The 16,721-nt window shown below is 66.2% G+C and carries 16 protein-coding genes and 1 tRNA gene; 8 read left to right on the top strand and 9 right to left on the bottom strand.

The annotated features are described in order from the left end of the window. Positions 1–205: 205 nt before the first annotated feature. Complete coding sequence (mqo, locus tag VL129_RS07915; protein ID WP_325411811.1) at positions 206–1,693, bottom strand: malate dehydrogenase (quinone); 1,488 nt, start codon at positions 1,691–1,693, stop codon at positions 206–208. A 716-nt stretch (positions 1,694–2,409) separates the two neighbouring features. On the opposite strand from mqo, the gene VL129_RS07910 reads away from it, so the two are divergent. Both VL129_RS07910 and VL129_RS07905 read left to right on the top strand, forming a co-directional pair. Further along, entirely contained in the window at positions 2,410–2,994 is a 585-nt protein-coding gene (locus tag VL129_RS07910) for a YajG family lipoprotein (protein ID WP_325411809.1), read from the top strand. Between the two features lie 306 nt (positions 2,995–3,300). Next, a complete protein-coding gene (locus tag VL129_RS07905) occupies positions 3,301–3,570 on the top strand; it encodes a hypothetical protein (protein WP_325411807.1) in 270 nt (89 codons plus the stop codon). Between the two features lie 48 nt (positions 3,571–3,618). Here VL129_RS07905 and VL129_RS07900 read toward each other — a convergent pair whose 3' ends face one another. Then, a complete protein-coding gene (locus VL129_RS07900) occupies positions 3,619–5,424 on the bottom strand; it encodes an ABCB family ABC transporter ATP-binding protein/permease (RefSeq protein WP_325411805.1) in 1,806 nt (601 codons plus the stop codon). A gap of 322 nt (positions 5,425–5,746) precedes the next feature. Between VL129_RS07900 and egtB the strand changes: the two genes are divergently transcribed. From egtB to VL129_RS07880, 4 genes are all read left to right on the top strand, one after another. Next, positions 5,747–7,051, top strand: coding sequence for an ergothioneine biosynthesis protein EgtB (egtB, locus tag VL129_RS07895; protein ID WP_325411803.1), 1,305 nt, complete (start codon positions 5,747–5,749; stop codon positions 7,049–7,051). Then, entirely contained in the window at positions 7,048–8,010 is a 963-nt protein-coding gene (gene egtD / locus VL129_RS07890; RefSeq protein ID WP_325411801.1) for an L-histidine N(alpha)-methyltransferase, read from the top strand. Before egtB ends, egtD begins: the two co-directional genes overlap by 4 nt. Positions 8,011–8,094: 84 nt before the next feature. Then, complete coding sequence (locus tag VL129_RS07885; protein WP_325411799.1) at positions 8,095–8,400, top strand: hypothetical protein; 306 nt, start codon at positions 8,095–8,097, stop codon at positions 8,398–8,400. Positions 8,401–8,449: 49 nt separating this feature from the next. Further along, positions 8,450–8,526, top strand: a tRNA-Val gene (locus VL129_RS07880). A 197-nt stretch (positions 8,527–8,723) separates the two neighbouring features. Here VL129_RS07880 and VL129_RS07875 read toward each other — a convergent pair. The 7 genes from VL129_RS07875 to VL129_RS07845 all read right to left on the bottom strand — a co-directional run bounded on the left by VL129_RS07875 (position 8,724) and on the right by VL129_RS07845 (position 14,702). After that, positions 8,724–10,040, bottom strand: a complete 1,317-nt coding sequence (locus tag VL129_RS07875; RefSeq protein WP_325411797.1) for a DEAD/DEAH box helicase — start codon at positions 10,038–10,040, stop codon at positions 8,724–8,726. Between the two features lie 52 nt (positions 10,041–10,092). Then, entirely contained in the window at positions 10,093–10,485 is a 393-nt protein-coding gene (gloA, locus tag VL129_RS07870) for a lactoylglutathione lyase (protein WP_325411795.1), read from the bottom strand. A gap of 109 nt (positions 10,486–10,594) precedes the next feature. Next, positions 10,595–11,251, bottom strand: a complete 657-nt coding sequence (locus VL129_RS07865; RefSeq protein ID WP_325411793.1) for a DUF799 domain-containing protein — start codon at positions 11,249–11,251, stop codon at positions 10,595–10,597. Beyond that, the gene (locus tag VL129_RS07860; RefSeq protein WP_325411791.1) at positions 11,248–11,613 is read right to left on the bottom strand and encodes a DUF4810 domain-containing protein; all 366 of its coding nucleotides are present in this window, start codon (positions 11,611–11,613) and stop codon (positions 11,248–11,250) included. Before VL129_RS07860 ends, VL129_RS07865 begins: the two co-directional genes overlap by 4 nt. Before the next feature lie 17 nt (positions 11,614–11,630). Then, positions 11,631–12,296, bottom strand: a complete 666-nt coding sequence (locus tag VL129_RS07855; protein ID WP_325411789.1) for a CsgG/HfaB family protein — start codon at positions 12,294–12,296, stop codon at positions 11,631–11,633. 170 nt (positions 12,297–12,466) lie between these two features. Beyond that, positions 12,467–13,687, bottom strand: a complete 1,221-nt coding sequence (locus tag VL129_RS07850; RefSeq protein ID WP_325411787.1) for an argininosuccinate synthase — start codon at positions 13,685–13,687, stop codon at positions 12,467–12,469. 103 nt (positions 13,688–13,790) lie between these two features. Continuing rightward, the gene (locus tag VL129_RS07845; protein ID WP_414705164.1) at positions 13,791–14,702 is read right to left on the bottom strand and encodes a flagellar protein MotY; all 912 of its coding nucleotides are present in this window, start codon (positions 14,700–14,702) and stop codon (positions 13,791–13,793) included. A 213-nt stretch (positions 14,703–14,915) separates the two neighbouring features. Between VL129_RS07845 and pyrC the strand changes: the two genes are divergently transcribed. Together pyrC and rnt are read left to right on the top strand one after the other, a co-directional pair. Further along, the gene (gene pyrC / locus VL129_RS07840) at positions 14,916–15,962 is read left to right on the top strand and encodes a dihydroorotase (protein ID WP_325411785.1); all 1,047 of its coding nucleotides are present in this window, start codon (positions 14,916–14,918) and stop codon (positions 15,960–15,962) included. Continuing rightward, positions 15,959–16,636: a ribonuclease T gene (gene rnt, locus VL129_RS07835; protein ID WP_325411783.1), complete on the top strand. Its 678-nt coding sequence runs from the start codon at positions 15,959–15,961 to the stop codon at positions 16,634–16,636. The genes pyrC and rnt overlap by 4 nt, the downstream gene beginning before the upstream one ends. Positions 16,637–16,721 lie beyond the last annotated feature (85 nt).

Raw genomic sequence — 16,721 nt, 5'->3', positions numbered from 1 at the left:
CTAATGAATTCGCTCCCACAGGGTCAGCGCAGGACCAGCTCAGCCCTTGTGGGAGCGGACTTGTCCGCGAGCTCTTGTGCGGCGCCCTCAGAAGCTCGCGAATGAATTCGCTCCCACAGGGCTGCCGCGCACAGGCCAGTCTTGCAGGAGGTGAAAACGAAAACGCCCCGCGCAAGGCGGGGCGTTTCGTACAACCGACTGGCAATCAGTCGTTGCGCAGCTGCAGGTTCTCGTCGCAGCGCGCGGTCACCTCGCGGTACAGCGCGGCGTCTTCCTGCAGGACCGTTTCGCGGGCCGGGAAGATTTCGCCCAGCTTGGCCGCCCAGGCGGCCGCCTGCTCGGGGAAGCAGCGCTCGATCAGCTGCAGCATGATCGACACGGTCACCGAAGCGCCCGGCGAAGCGCCCAGCAGGGCGGCGATGCTGCCGTCCTCGGAGGACACCAGCTCGGTACCGAACTGCAGGATGCCGCCCTTCTTCGGATCCTTCTTGATGATCTGCACGCGCTGACCGGCCATTTCCAGGCGCCAGTCGGCCGGATCCAGCTCCGGATAGAACTTGCGCAGGGCATCCAGGCGCTGCTCCATGGATTGCATCACTTCCTTGACCAGGTAGCGGGTCAGATCCATGTTGTCGCGGGCCACGGCCAGAATGGGACCGATGTTGCTCGGACGGATCGACAGCGGCAGGTCGAGGAACGAGCCGTTCTTCAGGAACTTGGTGGAGAAACCGGCGTAGGGTCCGAACAGCAGGGACTTCTTGCCATCGACCACGCGGGTGTCCAGGTGCGGCACAGACATCGGCGGTGCGCCCACTTCGGCCTGGCTGTAGACCTTGGCCTGGTGCTTGGCCACCACCTCGGGGTTGTCGCAGCGCAGCCACTGGCCGCTGACCGGGAAACCGCCGAAGCCCTTGCTTTCCGGAATGCCGGACATCTGCAGCAGCGGCAGCGCGCCGCCGCCGGCGCCGAGGAACACGAAGCGGGCCTTCAGCTCGCGCTGGCTGCCGTCCTCGGTGTTCTTGACGGTGACACACCAGCCTTCGCCATCGCGCTCGACGCTCTTGACGCGCTGGTTGTAGCCGACATGCGCACCATCCAGGCTCTGCAGATAACCCAGCAGCGCATTGGTCAGCGCGCCGAAGTTCACGTCGGTGCCGCGCTCCACGCGAGTGGCGGCAATCTGCTCATCGGCATCGCGGCCAGGAATCAGCAGCGGTGCCCACTTGCCGATCAGCTCACGATCCTCGGTGTACTCCATGGTTTCGAAGGCATGGTGGGCACGGAGCTGCTCCTGGCGGGTCTTCAGGAAGGCCACGTCCTTGGCGCCCCGCACGAAGCTCATGTGCGGAACCGGATTGATGAATTCGCGCGGTGCGGTCAGCGCGCCCTTGTCCACCAGGTAGGACCAGAATTGCTTCGACACCTCGAACTGGGTGTTGATCTGCACGGCCTTCTTGATGTCCACGGAGCCGTCGGCGGCCTGCGGGGTGTAGTTCAGTTCGCACAGGCCGGCGTGGCCGGTACCGGCGTTGTTCCAGGGGTTGGAACTTTCCACCGCGCCGGAAGGCATCTGCTCGACGATTTCCAGCTTCAATCCAGGATCGAGCTCCTTGAGCAGGACCGCCAGCGTGGCACTCATGATGCCCGCGCCGACCAGTACCACATCCAGAGCTTCGTGTTCGTTGTTCGCCATTAACGTGTCTCCAAATCTGCAACACCTAGGTTCAACGGCAGACGCTCCTGGCGCAAAGCGCAATCAGGGTCGGGGGAGAATCGCAGAGGAAATCCCGAAACCTGACAGGGGGCGGCGTGCCCGAGAGAGTAGGACCGGGAGGGAGGCCGGGTCCCGGCGACCGACTGGTCGCGCGTCAGGTGTACATATCCGGGTCGTTTGGCAGGTGTACCAATGCCAGAGTCTTCATTTTTTGCTCGCCACACTCTCGTGAAGTAGTGAAAAACCGTCTTCTCACGCTCTTTTGGAGACGTGAACCTCAAGGTCGGCTGCCGCAGACACACACTTCCTCGCCAATGACTGCAACGCCACGATCCAGAGGATGCGCGTACTTCAGCCGCTGAACAGACGTCAGCGTGACGGGCATTAGGGCAGCTCTAGCGGGCGCCTCTCTGCCTGGGCACATGCCGGTGGGCAGGCCTGTTCAGGAGGCGACCTTTATAATTTGGGCGGGGATTATACCGATGGATTTCGAAAAGCGGGGGCCGTTTGCGCCTACTTTCTCACCCCGCCGACCAGTATGCCGGCAACCCGCCGCAGCGGGCATCCGACCATTGGCGCATGGGCAGCGCGCGGGTCGCGCCGTCGCGCTGGCAACCCCGGCGACCGCTTTGCGTATACTGCCCGCCCGCGGACGCCGTCGCGTGTCCTGAACAGTCCTTATGGAGAGCCAAACCATGTCGAAGCGTTTTCCGCTGGTGCTTTGCGCTGTTGTCAGCCTGGCCCTGACCGGCTGCGCACTGAGCCCGCAGCAACTGAGCCCGCAACCGAAGCTGAAGACCGAACTGGCCGCCATCGGCCAGGGTCAACCGGTGGTGGTGCACGTCGCCGACGGGCGCGCCTCGCCGGACCTGGGCACCCGTGGCGGCCTGTACGCCGAAACCAGCGCCATCAGCGTGCCCAGCGCCAACATCCTGCCGCAGCTGCAGGCCCAGACCGAGGCCGCCGTGCGCCTGCTGGGCTTTACCCCGACGCCGGATGCCCGTGACGTGCCGCGCCTGACCGTGACCCTGGCCGAGCTGAAGTACCAGTCGCCCAAGGAAGGTGTGTACGTCACCGAAGCGGACATCGCCGCCGTGATGCAGGCCGAGGTGCAGAACAGCGGACGCCGCTACACCGGTCGCTACACCGCCACCCTGAACCAGCGCTTCGGCATGGCGCCGAACCAGGAAACCAACACCCGCCTGGTCAGCGACGTACTAAGCGACGCCCTGACCCGCCTGTTCAAGGACCCGACCATCGGGCAGATGCTGGCGGAGTAACGCCGGAGCCCCTGTAGACGTAGGGTGGATCGCGCTTCACCGATCCACCAACGCGCCGCCAAGTGCGGCCGGCAAGGTGCGTTGGTGGACAAGGACAACGTTGTCCACCCTACGGGTTATCCCGGCCCACGGAGCCGGACCGATGCGCCACCGGCCGGGATAAACCCGGCCCCACAGGTCGACCGGCCCTCCGCCGGCCCGGATCTACGCCGGTCGGAAAACACCCCACCCAGCGTTCCGCCTGATTAAAATTCCCCGCCTTTTTTCACAGCCTCGGGACAGTTCTTGCCGAGGCGGGAGTCAATGATGTCGCTGCAGGCTCTTTGGAGCGTTCCCCTCGCCTATCCGGCGCAGGTTCTCAATTCCCTGGCCCTGGTCGTGGCGCTGGCCGGCTCCTGGCTGCTGTTCGCCACCCAGCGGCGTCGCCAGCTGTTCAAGCTGCGCATGGTGGAGGGCAATTTCCAGGAAGCCCTGATGCTCGCCGCGCGCCATCGCGTGGACGGCTTCTTCACCCGTTTCGGCGCGCTCAGCCTGGCGCTGGCGGTGACCCTGTCCTGGGTCAGCACCGGCCTCTAACGGTTGAAAACTACCTGCGTTGGCAATCCTTCGTTAGAAACAGCCCATTTAATTACCCGCCTCCTTCGCCTTCTCGCTCTGCTGCAGCCGCCACATCTGCGCGTAGTGGCCGTCGCGGGCCAGCAGTTCGGCGTGGCTGCCGCGCTCGACCACCTGGCCGGCGTCCATCACCAGGATCTGGTCGGCGTTCATCACCGTGGATAACCGATGGGCGATCACCAGCGTGGTGCGACCCACCTGGATGCGGTCCAGCTCGGCCTGGATGGCGCGTTCGGACTTGGAATCCAGCGCCGAGGTGGCCTCGTCGAAGATCAGGATGCTCGGGTTCTTGAGGATCGCCCGGGCGATGGCCACCCGCTGCTTCTCGCCACCGGAGAGCTTCAGGCCGCGCTCGCCCACCGGGGTCTCATAACCGTCCGGCAGGCTTTCGATGAAGCGGTGGATGTGCGCGGCGCGGGCCGCGGCCTCGACCTCTTCCCGCGTCGCCTCGGGGCGGCCGTAGCGGATGTTGTAGTAGATGCTGTCGTTGAACAGCACCGTGTCCTGCGGAACGATGCCGATGGCGCCGCGCAGCGAGGCCTGGGTCAGCTGGCGCAGGTCGTGGCCGTCGATGGTGATGCGCCCCTCGCCGACGTCATAGAAGCGGTACAGCAGGCGCGCCAGGGTGGATTTGCCCGAGCCGGAATGGCCGACCACCGCCACGGTGCCGCCGGCGGGAATCTCGAAGTCCACGCCATGCAGGATCTCCCGGCGCGGGTCGTAGCAGAAGCGCACGCTTTCGAAGCGCACGGTGGGCCGGCGGCTGTCCAGCGCCACGGCATCCGGCGCGTCCTGCACGTCCTGGCGCTCGTCGAGCAGGCCGAACAGACGCTCCATGTTGGTCAGCGCCTGCTTCACCTCGCGGTACATCATGCCGAGCAGGAACAGCGGCGCGGACAGCTGCAGCAGGTAGGTGTTGACCAGCACCAGGTCACCGACCGTCATCTCGCCGGCCACCACGCCGGCGGCGGCCAGCCACATCATCGCGGTGACGCCGATGGAAACGATCGCCGCCTGCCCCAGGTTGAGCACCGCCAGGCTGGTGGTGGCCTTGACCTTGGTTTCTTCCAGGGTGCGCAGGTTCTCGTCGTAACGCGCCGCCTCGTGGGCCTCGTTGTTGAAGTACTTGACCGTCTCGTAGTTGAGCAGCGAATCCACCGCGCGCTCGTTGGCACGGGTATCGGCCTCCACCGAGGCGCGGTAGTAGCGGGTGCGCCATTCGGTAACGCCGAAGGTCCACACCGCGTAGGCCACCAGTGTGGCCAGGGTCACGGCGGCGAAGCGCCAGTCATAGACCCAGACCAGCACCACGGTGACCAGCAGCACTTCCAGCAGGATCGGGATGATCGAATACAGCGTCCAGTCCAGCAGGTCGGCGATCGCCGAACCGCCGCGCTCCACATCGCGGGCCACCCCGCCGGTGCGCCGGCCCAGGTGGAACTTCAGGCTCAGCGCGTGCAGGTGACGGAACACCTGCAGCGTCACCTGCCGCGAAGTGCGCGCCATGACCCGGGCGAACACCACCTGGCGCAGCTCGGTGAACAGCGTGACGCCGATGCGCGAGGCGCCGTAGGCGAGCAGCAGGCCGACCGGCAACAGCAGCAAGCTGGGTTCGACGTTGAGGTCGTCGACGATGTACTTGAGGACGAACGGCACCAGCAGGTTGAGCAGCTTGGCGGCGAACACCAGGCCCAGCGCCAGCAGGATGCGGCCGATGTAGGGCTTGAGGTAGGGCAGCAGGTCGCGAATCACGGCAACGTCGCCGCGCGCCTGCTCGGCGCGCTTGACGGGCGCGACCGTAGCGTCGGTGGACATGGGAAGGAATCCTTGGGAACAGCGAAAAACCGGGGCCCTATGCTGGGCCCGCGCCGAGCAACACGCAAGCCGGCCGGCGAGGGAACGTCTGCTATCGGCCGGCACAAAAGCATCGCGGCTGAAGCCCTCGGCCCGGCGCCCAACCTGTAGGAGCGACTTCAGTCGCGAGCCGCCCAGCATGACCTGCACATAAAAGCATCGGGGCTGAAGCCCCTCCTACAGGACTGGCGCCAGCGGGCCCGGCGCCGGTCAGCCAGCCCGGACGAACTTTGCTGGCCATCTCCCGGTCGTTTTCCCTGGGTTCACGGTTTACGGAGAGACCATGCCGGCTCAGGCGCTTCACTCACAGAACGATCCCGGCGCGGTGCTGCAAAGCCTGCGCGAGCGCTTTCGCCAGGTGCGCGCCACCAGCGAGGCGCTGTGCGCGCCGCTGGCCATCGAGGACTACGGCATCCAGGGCATGCCCGATGCCAGCCCGCCGAAATGGCACCTGGCGCATACCACCTGGTTCTTCGAGGCCTTCCTGCTGCTGCCCTATCAGTCCGGCTACCGCACACCGGACCCGCGTTACGACCTGCTGTTCAATTCCTATTACCTGACCCACGGCCAGCCGTTCCCGCGCCCGCAGCGCGGGTTGCTGTCGCGGCCCACGGTGGCCGAGGTGCTCAACTGGCGCCGGGTGGTCAACCTGGCGATGGAGGAGCTGCTCGACCAGCCGCCGCCGGACAAGCTCGAAACCCTGTGCCAGCGCCTGGAGCTGGGCCTGCAGCACGAGCAGCAGCACCAGGAGCTGCTGCTCATGGACCTGCTCTACAACTTTTCTCTCAATCCGCTGGCGCCGGCCTACCGGGATGATTTGCCGGCCCTCTCCGGGCAACCGCCCGCGCCGCTGCGCTGGCACAGCCATCCCGGCGGGCTGGTGGAGATCGGCCACGCCGGCGACGGTTTTGCCTTCGACTGCGAACGTCCGTGCCATCGGGTCTGGCTGGAGCCTTTCGGCCTGGCCAGTCGCCCGGTGAGCAACGCCGACTACCTGGCCTTCCTGCTGGACGGCGGCTACAGCCGCAGCGAGCTGTGGCTCTCCGACGGCTGGGCGACGCTGCGCCAGGCGAACTGGCAGGCGCCGCTGTACTGGCGGCACGACGAGGAGCGCGGCTGGCTGGAATTCAGCCTCGCCGGACTGCAGCCCCTGAACCTGGCCGCGCCGGTCTGCCACCTGAGCTTCTTCGAGGCCGATGCCTACGCACGCTGGGCCGACGCGCGCCTGCCCAGCGAGGCGGAGTGGGAATGCGCGGCCCAGGCGCTGCCGGTGGCCGGGCATTTCCTCGACGCCGGCCTGCTGCGCCCGCAGCCCTCGCCGAGTGTGCCCGGCACCCAGCCGGCGCAGCTGTTCGGCGATGTTTGGGAATGGACGTCCAGCGCCTTCCTGCCCTACCCCGGCTTCCGGCCGCTGCCCGGAAGCCTCGGCGAATACAACGGCAAGTTCATGTGCGGCCAGCAGGTGCTGCGCGGCGGCTGTTGCATCACCCCGCCGGAGCACCTGCGCGCCAGCTACCGCAACTTCTTCTATCCACACATGCGTTGGGCCTTCAGCGGCCTGCGCCTGGCCCGGGACGAAACCGCATGACCGCAACCGCCACCGTGCGCTACCACGACCATCACCCGCGCAGCGCCAGCCTGGGCGATGACATCCTGGCCGGCTTTGCGGCCAGCCCCAAGCAGACCTCGCCCAAGCACTTCTACGATGCCGTGGGCTCGCGGCTGTTCGAGCAGATCTGCGAGCAGCCCGAGTACTACCCGACCCGCACCGAGGAGGCCATCCTGGCCGAGGCCTGCGACGAGATCGCCCGCCTGGCCGGGCCGGAGGCGCCGCTGCTGGAACTGGGCAGCGGCGCCAGCCGCAAGGTACGCCTGCTGCTGGAAACCCTGCAGCCGAGTCGCTACCTGGGCATCGACATCAGCCGCGAATTCCTCATCGACAGTACCCGCCGGCTGGCCGCCGACTATCCCTGGCTGGAGGTGCATGCCGCCTGCGCCGATTTCTGCCGCCCGCTGCGCCTGCCCCAGGCGTTCATGCGCGCGCGGCCGCTGGCGTTCTTTCCCGGCTCGAGCATCGGCAACTTCGAACCCGCCCAGGCGCTGGACTTCCTGCGCCACCTGCGCCGGCTGCTGCCGGGCGGCAGCGGCCTGCTGATCGGCGTCGACCTACTCAAGGACCGGGACCGGCTGGAAGCAGCGTACAACGACCGCGCCGGCGTCACCGCCGCCTTCAACCTCAACCTGCTGGAGCGCATCCGCCGTGAGCTGGACAGCGATATCCAGCCGCGCCGCTTCCGCCACCGGGCGTTCTTCAACCCGCTCGAATCGCGCATCGAGATGCACCTGGTCAGCCCACTGGCGCAGCAGGTGCGCATCGAGGGCCGTACCTTCAGCTTCGCGCCCGGCGAAGGCCTGCATACCGAGAATTCCTACAAGTACAGCCCCGAGGGCTTCCTGCGCCTGGCCGAGCGCGCCGGCTTCCAGGGCCAGGCGCTGTGGATGGATGCCGAGCGGCTGTTCAGTGTGCATTTCCTGCGCAGCGCGTAGGAACGCCCGTCGCCCGTTACGAACGCCTGAACACCGGGGTACTCCACTGCGAAGGCACCACCTGGAAGTACGGAGGGAATCGCCATGAAACGCATTGCAGCACTGACAACCATCATCTTGCTGGGCCTGGGCGGACCCACCTGGGCCGAGGAGCGCGAGTGCACACCCCGCGACACCCGCGAACGGGCCGGCGACCTGGCTGAGGAAATCCACGAATCCACCGGCGGCGATCCGCAGAAGGCGCAGCAGATTCATGAGGAGCTCAGCGAGATGGAACTGAAGCGCCGCGAAGATACCCTGCCACGCACCGAGCAGGGCCTGCAGGATGAGTGCATCCGCTATGAACAGCGCATGGACGAGGTTGAGAAAGCCACCGAGAAAGTGGAATAGAAACGACCTTTGACAAGCCGCGTCATTTGCGTAGAATGCGCGGCCTTGAAGGCACATAGCTCAGTTGGTTAGAGCACCACCTTGACATGGTGGGGGTCGTTGGTTCGAGTCCAATTGTGCCTACCAGACAGATGAAAAAAGGGTCGCGAAAGCGGCCCTTTTTTTGTTTCCGGGGGTGGCTTTGACAATAGTGAGTGCCCTTCCCCCCTCTCCCCTAGCCCCTCTCCCGCCAGGGGAGAGGGAAATTTGTGCCCGACCCTGGCGACCGCGCGAAACCCCCCCTCTCCCCTGGCGGGAGAGGGCTGGGGAGAGGGGGAGCCCCGTCAGCCCTCGGTCGTGCGCCGCTTCAGCGGCGCCATGCCGTCCGCGCTGACCAGCCCCGACGGCTTGCGCTTGGCGGCCGGCTTCTTCGCAGCCGTTTTCTTGGTGCCCTTGCCGTCCTTGTCGGTCTTTTTCTTCTTGACGCCGACGGCCTTGCCGGACGCCTTGACGTTCTTCGGCCCCTGGTAGCTGCCCTTCAGCTCCTTGATCACGCGGCGCTCGAAGCGCTGCTTCAGGTAGCGCTCGACGCTGGACATCAGGTTCCAGTCGAAGTGGCAGATCAGCGAAATGGCCAGCCCCTCGCCGCCGGCCCGCCCGGTGCGGCCGATGCGGTGCACGTACTCGTCGCCCGAGCGCGGCATGTCGAAGTTGATCACCAGATCCAGACCTTCCACATCCAGGCCGCGGGCCGCCACGTCGGTGGCCACCAGCACCTTGTTGCCGCCCTGCTTGAGGCGCTCGATGGCCTGCTTGCGCTCGGCGTGCTCCTTGTCGCCGTGCAGGATAAAGGCCTTCACGCCTTCGGCGACCAGGCGACCATAGATGCGGTCGGCCTGGGCGCGGGTGTTGGTGAAGACGATCGCCTTCTGGTAGGTCTCGTTGGCCAGCAGCCAGTGCAGCAGGCGTTCCTTGTGGGCCACGTCGTCGGCGGTGATGATCTGCTGACGGGTGTTCTCGTTCAGCTCGCTGACCCGGTTGAGCATCAGGTGCAGCGGCTCCTTGAGCACGCTGCCGATCACTTCGCGCATGGCCGCGCCGCCCGTGGTGGCGGAGAACAGCAGGGTCTGCTGGCGGTTGGCGCAGGCGCCGGTCAGGCGCTCCATGGCCTCGGCGAAGCCCATGTCGAGCATGCGGTCGGCTTCGTCGAGCACCAGCACTTCCACCTCGTCCAGGCGCAGGTTGCCGGCATCCAGATGTTCGATCAGCCGCCCCGGAGTGCCGATCAGGATGTCCGGCGTCTTGCGCAGCGCCGCCGCCTGTTCCTTGAAGCCCTCGCCGCCGGTGATCAGCATCGACTTGATGAAGGTGTAGCGGGAGAACTTCTCCATTTCCTTCAGCGTCTGCTGGGCCAGCTCGCGGGTTGGCAGCAGGATCAGCGCGCGCACGCGCACACGCGGCTCGGCATCGCCGATCAGGCGATTGAGCAGCGGCAGCGCGAAGGCAGCGGTCTTGCCGCTGCCGGTCTGGGCAATGACGCGCAGATCCTTGCCGGCCAGCGCCGGCGGGATGGCCTCGCGCTGCACGGGGGTCGGCTCGGTGAAGTTCAGCTCGGCGACAGCCTTGAGCAGGCGTTCGTGCAGGGCGAAATCGGCAAACACGGGTATTCCTCTTTACTGCGGTTGAAGGCCGGGGCGCGCCCGGCGCGTGCGATCAGTCCTTGCGCTCGGGGGAGAGCAATTCGATCTTGTAGCCGTCCGGGTCTTCGACGAAGGCCAGGATGCTGGAACCGTGCTTCATCGGGCCCGGTTCGCGGGTGATGCGGCCGCCACGGGCGCGGATGTCCTCGCAGGCCTTGTAGACATCTTCCACTTCCAGGGCGATGTGGCCGTAGCCGGTGCCCAGCTCGTACTGGTCGACACCCCAGTTGTAGGTCAGCTCGATGACGCTGTTCTCGGCCTCGTTGCCGTAGCCGACGAACGCCAGGGTGAATTGGCCATCCGGGTAGTCCTTGCGACGCAGCAGGGTCATGCCCAGCACTTCGGTATAGAAGGCGATGGATTTGTCCATATCGCCGACGCGCAGCATGGTGTGAAGCAGTCTCATGGCAGGCTTTCTCCTGAGAAATGACGAGCCCCGGGGGTGGCCGGGGCTACGGGTAGCGCTAGTCTAACAGCCGCGTCGGGCCGCCGTATGCGGCGAACGGGCGACGCCGCTATTCGGGCTGGTAATGGGGCGAGCGGGGTCCGAACAGCAGGCCGCCGTTACGCCCGGCCGCCAGCATCTGATAGCTGGCCGCGCCGGCCACCGGGAACGCCGCATCCGACAGGCTGTTGGCGATCTGCTCGATGGCCGCACTGATCAGCAGGCCGATCAGCCCGCCGCCGTTGTTGTTGCTCTGCTTGACCGCTGCGCCGGCTCCGCTCCACAGCACCTTGCCGGTACGCAGGTCGACCAGTTGCGATCGCGCGCGCACCGCCACCACGCTGCCGACCACCCGGTAGCTGGCGCCGTACTCTTCCACCGTGGTGTACAGCGCCGCATCCGCACCGAAGATTTCCCGCAGCCGGGCCGGGCTGACCTGGTGGATGTCCGCCGCCTGGTCCAGGCCGTTCTGGCGGAAGGTTTCCGCCATGACCCCGACCGGAATCACGTAGTAGCCCGACTCCGCCAGCGGCCCGGTCATCTGCGCCAGCATGGCCGCCGGCGCGATGACTTCCGGTGTTTCATTGAGCGGCGGCAGCACCAGGATCGACGCCGGACGACTCTCGCGCAGCGCGGAGTAGTCGTAAGCGGATTGCGTACCCTGATTGGCGCAGCCGGCGAGCAGCGCGGCCGCAGCCAGCAGCGCCAGCGATTTCATCCAGGTCATGGCTTGACCTCCGTGACGTTGCGCTGCTTGAGCAGGAAGTCCATGAACGGCCGCGACTCGGGGAACAGCTCCGCCTCGCTGGTGAACTGCTGCACGACCTGATCACTACGGCCGAGCTGCGCGTACAGCAGACCCAGCTGGGCGTGGTAGCCAGGGGCCGGCGTCTGGCCGCGGGCGCGCATCTTCTGCAGGCCCTCTTCCAGGGCGGCGATCTGTTCCTCGTAGCTGCCCTCGCCCTTCAGGTAGCTGTACAGCTGCGGCTGGTACTCTTCCCAGCCGTACAGGGTCCTGGGCTGGCTGACGCAGCCGGCCAGCACCAGCAGCAACCCGCAGGAACACAGGATTCCAATGTGCTTCTTCATGCAGATCCTGTGCGGGCTCAGGGACGCCAGGCGCCCTGGTCGATGGCCGTCACCAGGCCCTGCACCGCTTCACGCAGCGCCAGGTCCAATACCTTGCCGTTAAGGGTCGAGTCGTAGCTGGCGGTGCCGCCGAAGCCGATGATCTCGCGGTTGGACAGCTGGTACTCGCCGGCGCCCTGGCTGGAATACACCACCTCGGAGGTGGCGATGTTCACCACGTTGAGGCTGACCTTGGCGTAGGCAATCTGCTTCTTGCCGCGGCCGAGCAGGCCGAACAGCTGGTGGTCGCCGACTTCCTTGCGGCCGAACTCGCTGACGTCGCCGGTCACCACATAGTCGGCACCCTTGATGCGCTGCGCCTGCTTCTTGAAGCCGGCTTCCTGGCTCAGTTCGGCCAGGTTGTCGCGTTCCAGCACGTTGAAGCGATTGGATTGCTGCAGGTGGGTGATCAGCAGGGTCTTGGCCTGGCTGCCCAGGCGGTCGACGCCATCGGAGAAGATGCCGCGCAGGTAGCTGGAGCGGTTGTCGAACTTGCCCACCGCGACGGGCGTGCGCGGCCCGGTGTAGACCTGATTAGCCGTGGCGACCTGGGCCACGGGCAAGGCCCGGGAACTTTCCGTGGCGCACCCCGATGACCACAGCGCGCCCAATACAACGACGGATACCAGCCAGCTCCTTTTCACACCACACCTCCTGAATCAGTGAAGGCCGGCAACATAGCATTTAGCTAGCATGCAGGACAGCGCTGGGGACACGCCGTTGGAAAGCTTGCGGACACGTCCGCTCCCCCAATGAAAACGCCCCCGTGCACGAGGCAACGGGGGCGTTTCGGGTACCGCAGGGCGCTTGTCGCTTACAGCGGCGAGCGGCCCTTGTTGGCGGCGATGCGCATGCGCAGGGCGTTCAGCTTGATGAAGCCACCGGCGTCGGCCTGGTCGTAGGCGCCGGCATCGTCCTCGAAGGTGGAGATGCGGGTGTCGAACAGGCTGTCGTCGGACTTGCGGCCGGTGACGATGACGTTGCCCTTGTACAGCTTCAGGCGCACCACGCCGTTCACGTGTTCCTGGGAGGCGTCGATCATGGTCTGCAGCATCTGCCGCTCCGGGCTCCACCAGTAGCCGTTGTAGATCAGGCTGGCGTAGCGCGGCATCAGCTCGTCCTTCAGGTGGGCCACTTCGCGATCCAGGGTGATCGACTCGATGGCGCGGTGGGCCTTCATCATGATGGTGCCGCCGGGCGTTTCGTAGCAGCCGCGGGACTTCATGCCCACATAGCGGTTTTCCACGATATCCAGACGACCGATGCCGTTGGCGCCGCCGATTTCGTTCAGCTTGGTCAGCACGGTGGCCGGCGTCATCTCGACGCCGTCGATGGCCACGATGTCGCCCTTGCGGTAGGTCAGCTCGATGTAGGTGGGGGTGTCGGGGGCCTTTTCAGGGCTGACCGACCAGCGCCACATGTCTTCCTCGTGCTCGGTCCAGGTGTCTTCCAGCACGCCGCCTTCATAGGAGATGTGCAGCAGGTTGGCGTCCATGGAGTACGGGGACTTCTTGCCGGCCTTGGCGAAATCGACCGGGATATTGGCCTTCTGGGCGTAGGCCATCAGGGTCTCGCGGGAAGTCAGGTCCCACTCGCGCCAGGGAGCGATCACCTTCACGCCCGGCTTGAGGGCGTAGGCGCCCAGCTCGAAGCGCACCTGGTCGTTGCCCTTGCCGGTGGCGCCGTGGGAGATGGCGTCGGCGCCGGTTTCGTTGGCGATCTCGATCAGACGCTTGGCGATCAGCGGACGGGCGATGGAGGTGCCCAGCAGGTATTCGCCTTCGTAGATGGTGTTGGCGCGGAACATCGGGAACACGAAGTCGCGGACGAATTCTTCGCGCAGGTCGTCGATGTAGATTTCCTTGACGCCCATGGCCTTGGCCTTGGCGCGGGCCGGCTCGACTTCCTCGCCCTGGCCCAGGTCAGCGGTGAAGGTCACCACTTCGCAGTTGTAGGTGTCTTGCAGCCACTTGAGAATCACCGAGGTGTCCAGGCCACCGGAATAGGCCAGAACCACCTTCTTAACGTCCGACATGCCATCAGCTCCACGGGTAGTACGGGAAAGCCCGCAATTCTACTGATGACGCGCCGCAAATGACAGGCCCGCAATGGCCTCGGCGGCCCGCGATGGCCGTACCTCAGGCCGGCTGGGCGGCGTTGCTGCGTGCCAGGCGCTCCTGCTCCGCTTCCGCTTCGGGCAGGCGATCCAGGTACAGGGTGACCCGGCGGTTCTTGCCGCGATTGGCCTCGCTGCTGTTGGGCACCAGCGGATAGCGCTCGCCGTGGAAGCGGATGCTGATCTGCCCCTCGGGAATGCCCTTTTCCTTCAGGTAGGCGGCCACTGCCATCGCCCGGCGGCGCGACAGGTCACGGTTGGTCAGGCGGTTGCCGGTGTTGTCGGAGTGGCCTTCCAGACGGATGCTGTTGATGGTCGGATCGGCCTTGAGCAGCAGCAGCACGCGATCCAGCTCCCGGCGGGCGGCGTCGCCCAGGTCGATGCCGCTGTTGGCGAAGCTCAGCTGCAGGTACCTGACCTGGTCGAAGTTGACCGGCAGCAACTGCGTGGTGCACTGCTGGAACTCACGAAAGGCCTGGCCGAAGCGCGCCGGCAGCAGGCGCACTTCCATGTATTCGTTGGTCTGCCGAGTGCGATGGCGCACCAACGGCGAGCGCCCTTCCATCAGCCCGGTGAGCAGGCGCGCGGCCTGCTGGTTGTCGCTCTTGAGCAGCACCTCATCGTTGGCGATCTTCACCTGGCCCAGTGGCATGTCGCGGTGTTCCGGACGCCAGGGCGCGGCACCCACCACCAGGGTCGCGGCACCGGTGCCCAGCCAGCGTTCGCGGCTGATCAGCTGGAAGGTCGGCTGCTCGCCGGCGCGGCGCACGAACTGCCCGACGCCGCCGAAGGTCTTGATCGGCTGGATCAGGCGGCACTCGAACTGATCGCCCTCGGCCTGCCACTCCGCATGTTCCAGGCGCGGCTGGAAGGTCAGAGCGACTGACGGCAGGCTGACGAACAGACTGAGCAGAGCGGCATACTGCAGGCGCACGATGGGAGGGCTCCAGGGAATTACGGCGTTCCAATGGCATATCGGATCGTCTGGCGAAAACTTGAGGGGCGTCATGTGCGGCGTCTCACAGAACGCCACAGGCCGAAACCTGCGTAACGCCGCCCATCCAGTGAGGTTCATCGTCTCGTCGGGCAGCCGGCGGGCGCATTTTCCGGTAGGATTCGCGCACGTTTCATCGCCCGGATCCTCTTCATGACCGACCGCCTCACCCTGCTGCGTCCCGACGACTGGCATATCCACCTGCGCGACGGTGCCGCCCTGGCCCAGACCGTGGCCGATGCCGCGCGCACCTTCGGCCGCGCCATCGTCATGCCCAACCTGGTGCCGCCGGTACGCAACGCCGGCGAGGCCGACGCCTATCGCCAGCGCATCCTCGCCGCCCGCCCGGCCGGCAGCCGCTTCGAACCGCTGATGGTGCTGTACCTCACCGACAACACCAGCGCCGAGGACATCCGCCAGGCCAAGGCCAGCGGCTTCGTGCACGCCGCCAAGCTGTATCCGGCCGGCGCCACCACCAATTCGGACTCCGGCGTCACCCGCATCGACAGCATCTTCCCGGTACTGGAAGCCATGGCCGAGGTCGGCCTGCCGCTGCTGGTGCACGGCGAGGTGACCCGCGGCGAGATCGACGTGTTCGATCGCGAGAAGGCCTTCATCGACGAGCACCTGGTTCGCGTGGTCGAGCGCTTCCCGACCTTGAAGGTGGTGTTCGAGCACATCACCACCGCCGACGCCGCGCAGTTCGTGCGCGAGGCCTCGGCCAACGTCGCCGCCACCCTCACCGCGCACCACCTGCTGTACAACCGCAACCACATGCTGGTTGGCGGCATCCGCCCGCACTTCTATTGCCTGCCGATCCTCAAGCGCAACACCCACCAGGAAGCCCTGCTGGATGCCGCCACCAGCGGCAACCCGAAGTTCTTCCTGGGCACCGATTCGGCGCCGCACGCCCGCCACACCAAGGAAACCACCTGCGGTTGCGCCGGTTGCTACACCGCCTACGCCGCCATCGAGCTGTATGCCGAGGCGTTCGAGTCGCGCAACGCGCTGGACAAGCTGGAAGGCTTCGCCAGCCAGTTCGGCCCGGACTTCTACGGCCTGCCGCGCAACACCGACCGCATCACCCTGGTGCGCGAAGACTGGCAAGCACCAGCCGAACTGCCGTTCGGCGACCACCGCCTGATGCCGCTGCGTGCTGGCGAAACCCTGCGCTGGCGGGTACTGGAGGAACGCGCGTGAGCGAAGAGCTGTACGAAGACGACGAACTGGAAATCCGCTCCAGCGGTCCCCGTCACCCCATGGCGCGCCGCTTTCGCGGCTACCTGCCGGTGGTGGTGGACGTGGAGACCGGTGGCTTCAACTGCCAGACCGACGCGCTGCTGGAAATCGCCGCGACCATCGTCGGCATGGACGAGCAGGGCCTGCTCTACCCGGAGCACACCTACTTCCACCGCATCGAGCCGTTCGAGGGCGCCAACATCGAGCAGGCGGCGCTGGAATTCACCGGCATCAAGCTGGATCACCCGCTGCGCATGGCGGTCCAGGAGGAGCCGGCGCTGGCCGACATCTTCCGTGGCGTGCGCAAGTCGCTGAAGTCCTACGGCTGCAAGCGCGCGGTGCTGGTCGGCCACAACAGCAGCTTCGACCTCGGCTTCCTCAACGCCGCGGTGCTGCGTACCGGCCTCAAGCGCAACCCGTTCCACCCCTTCTCCAGCTTCGACACCGCCACTCTGGCGGGCCTGGCCTATGGCCAGACGGTGCTGGCCAAGGCCTGCCAGGCCGCCGGCATTCCCTTCGACGCCCGCGAAGCCCACTCGGCGCGCTACGACACCGAGAAGACCGCCGACCTGTTCTGCGGCATCGTCAATCGCTGGAAGGAAATGGGCGGCTGGGACACCTTCGGGGAAGACTGAAGGTAGCACCCGTTTTTTGTAGGAGCGGCTTCAGCCGCGATGGCGACCGCTCAGGAGCCTCGCGGCTGAAGCCGCTCCTACAGGG

Origin of the sequence: Pseudomonas sp. (genome assembly GCF_035497915.1) — a bacterium.
GTDB lineage: Bacteria > Pseudomonadota > Gammaproteobacteria > Pseudomonadales > Pseudomonadaceae > Serpens.
This window is presented reverse-complemented; position numbering and strand designations above follow the sequence as displayed.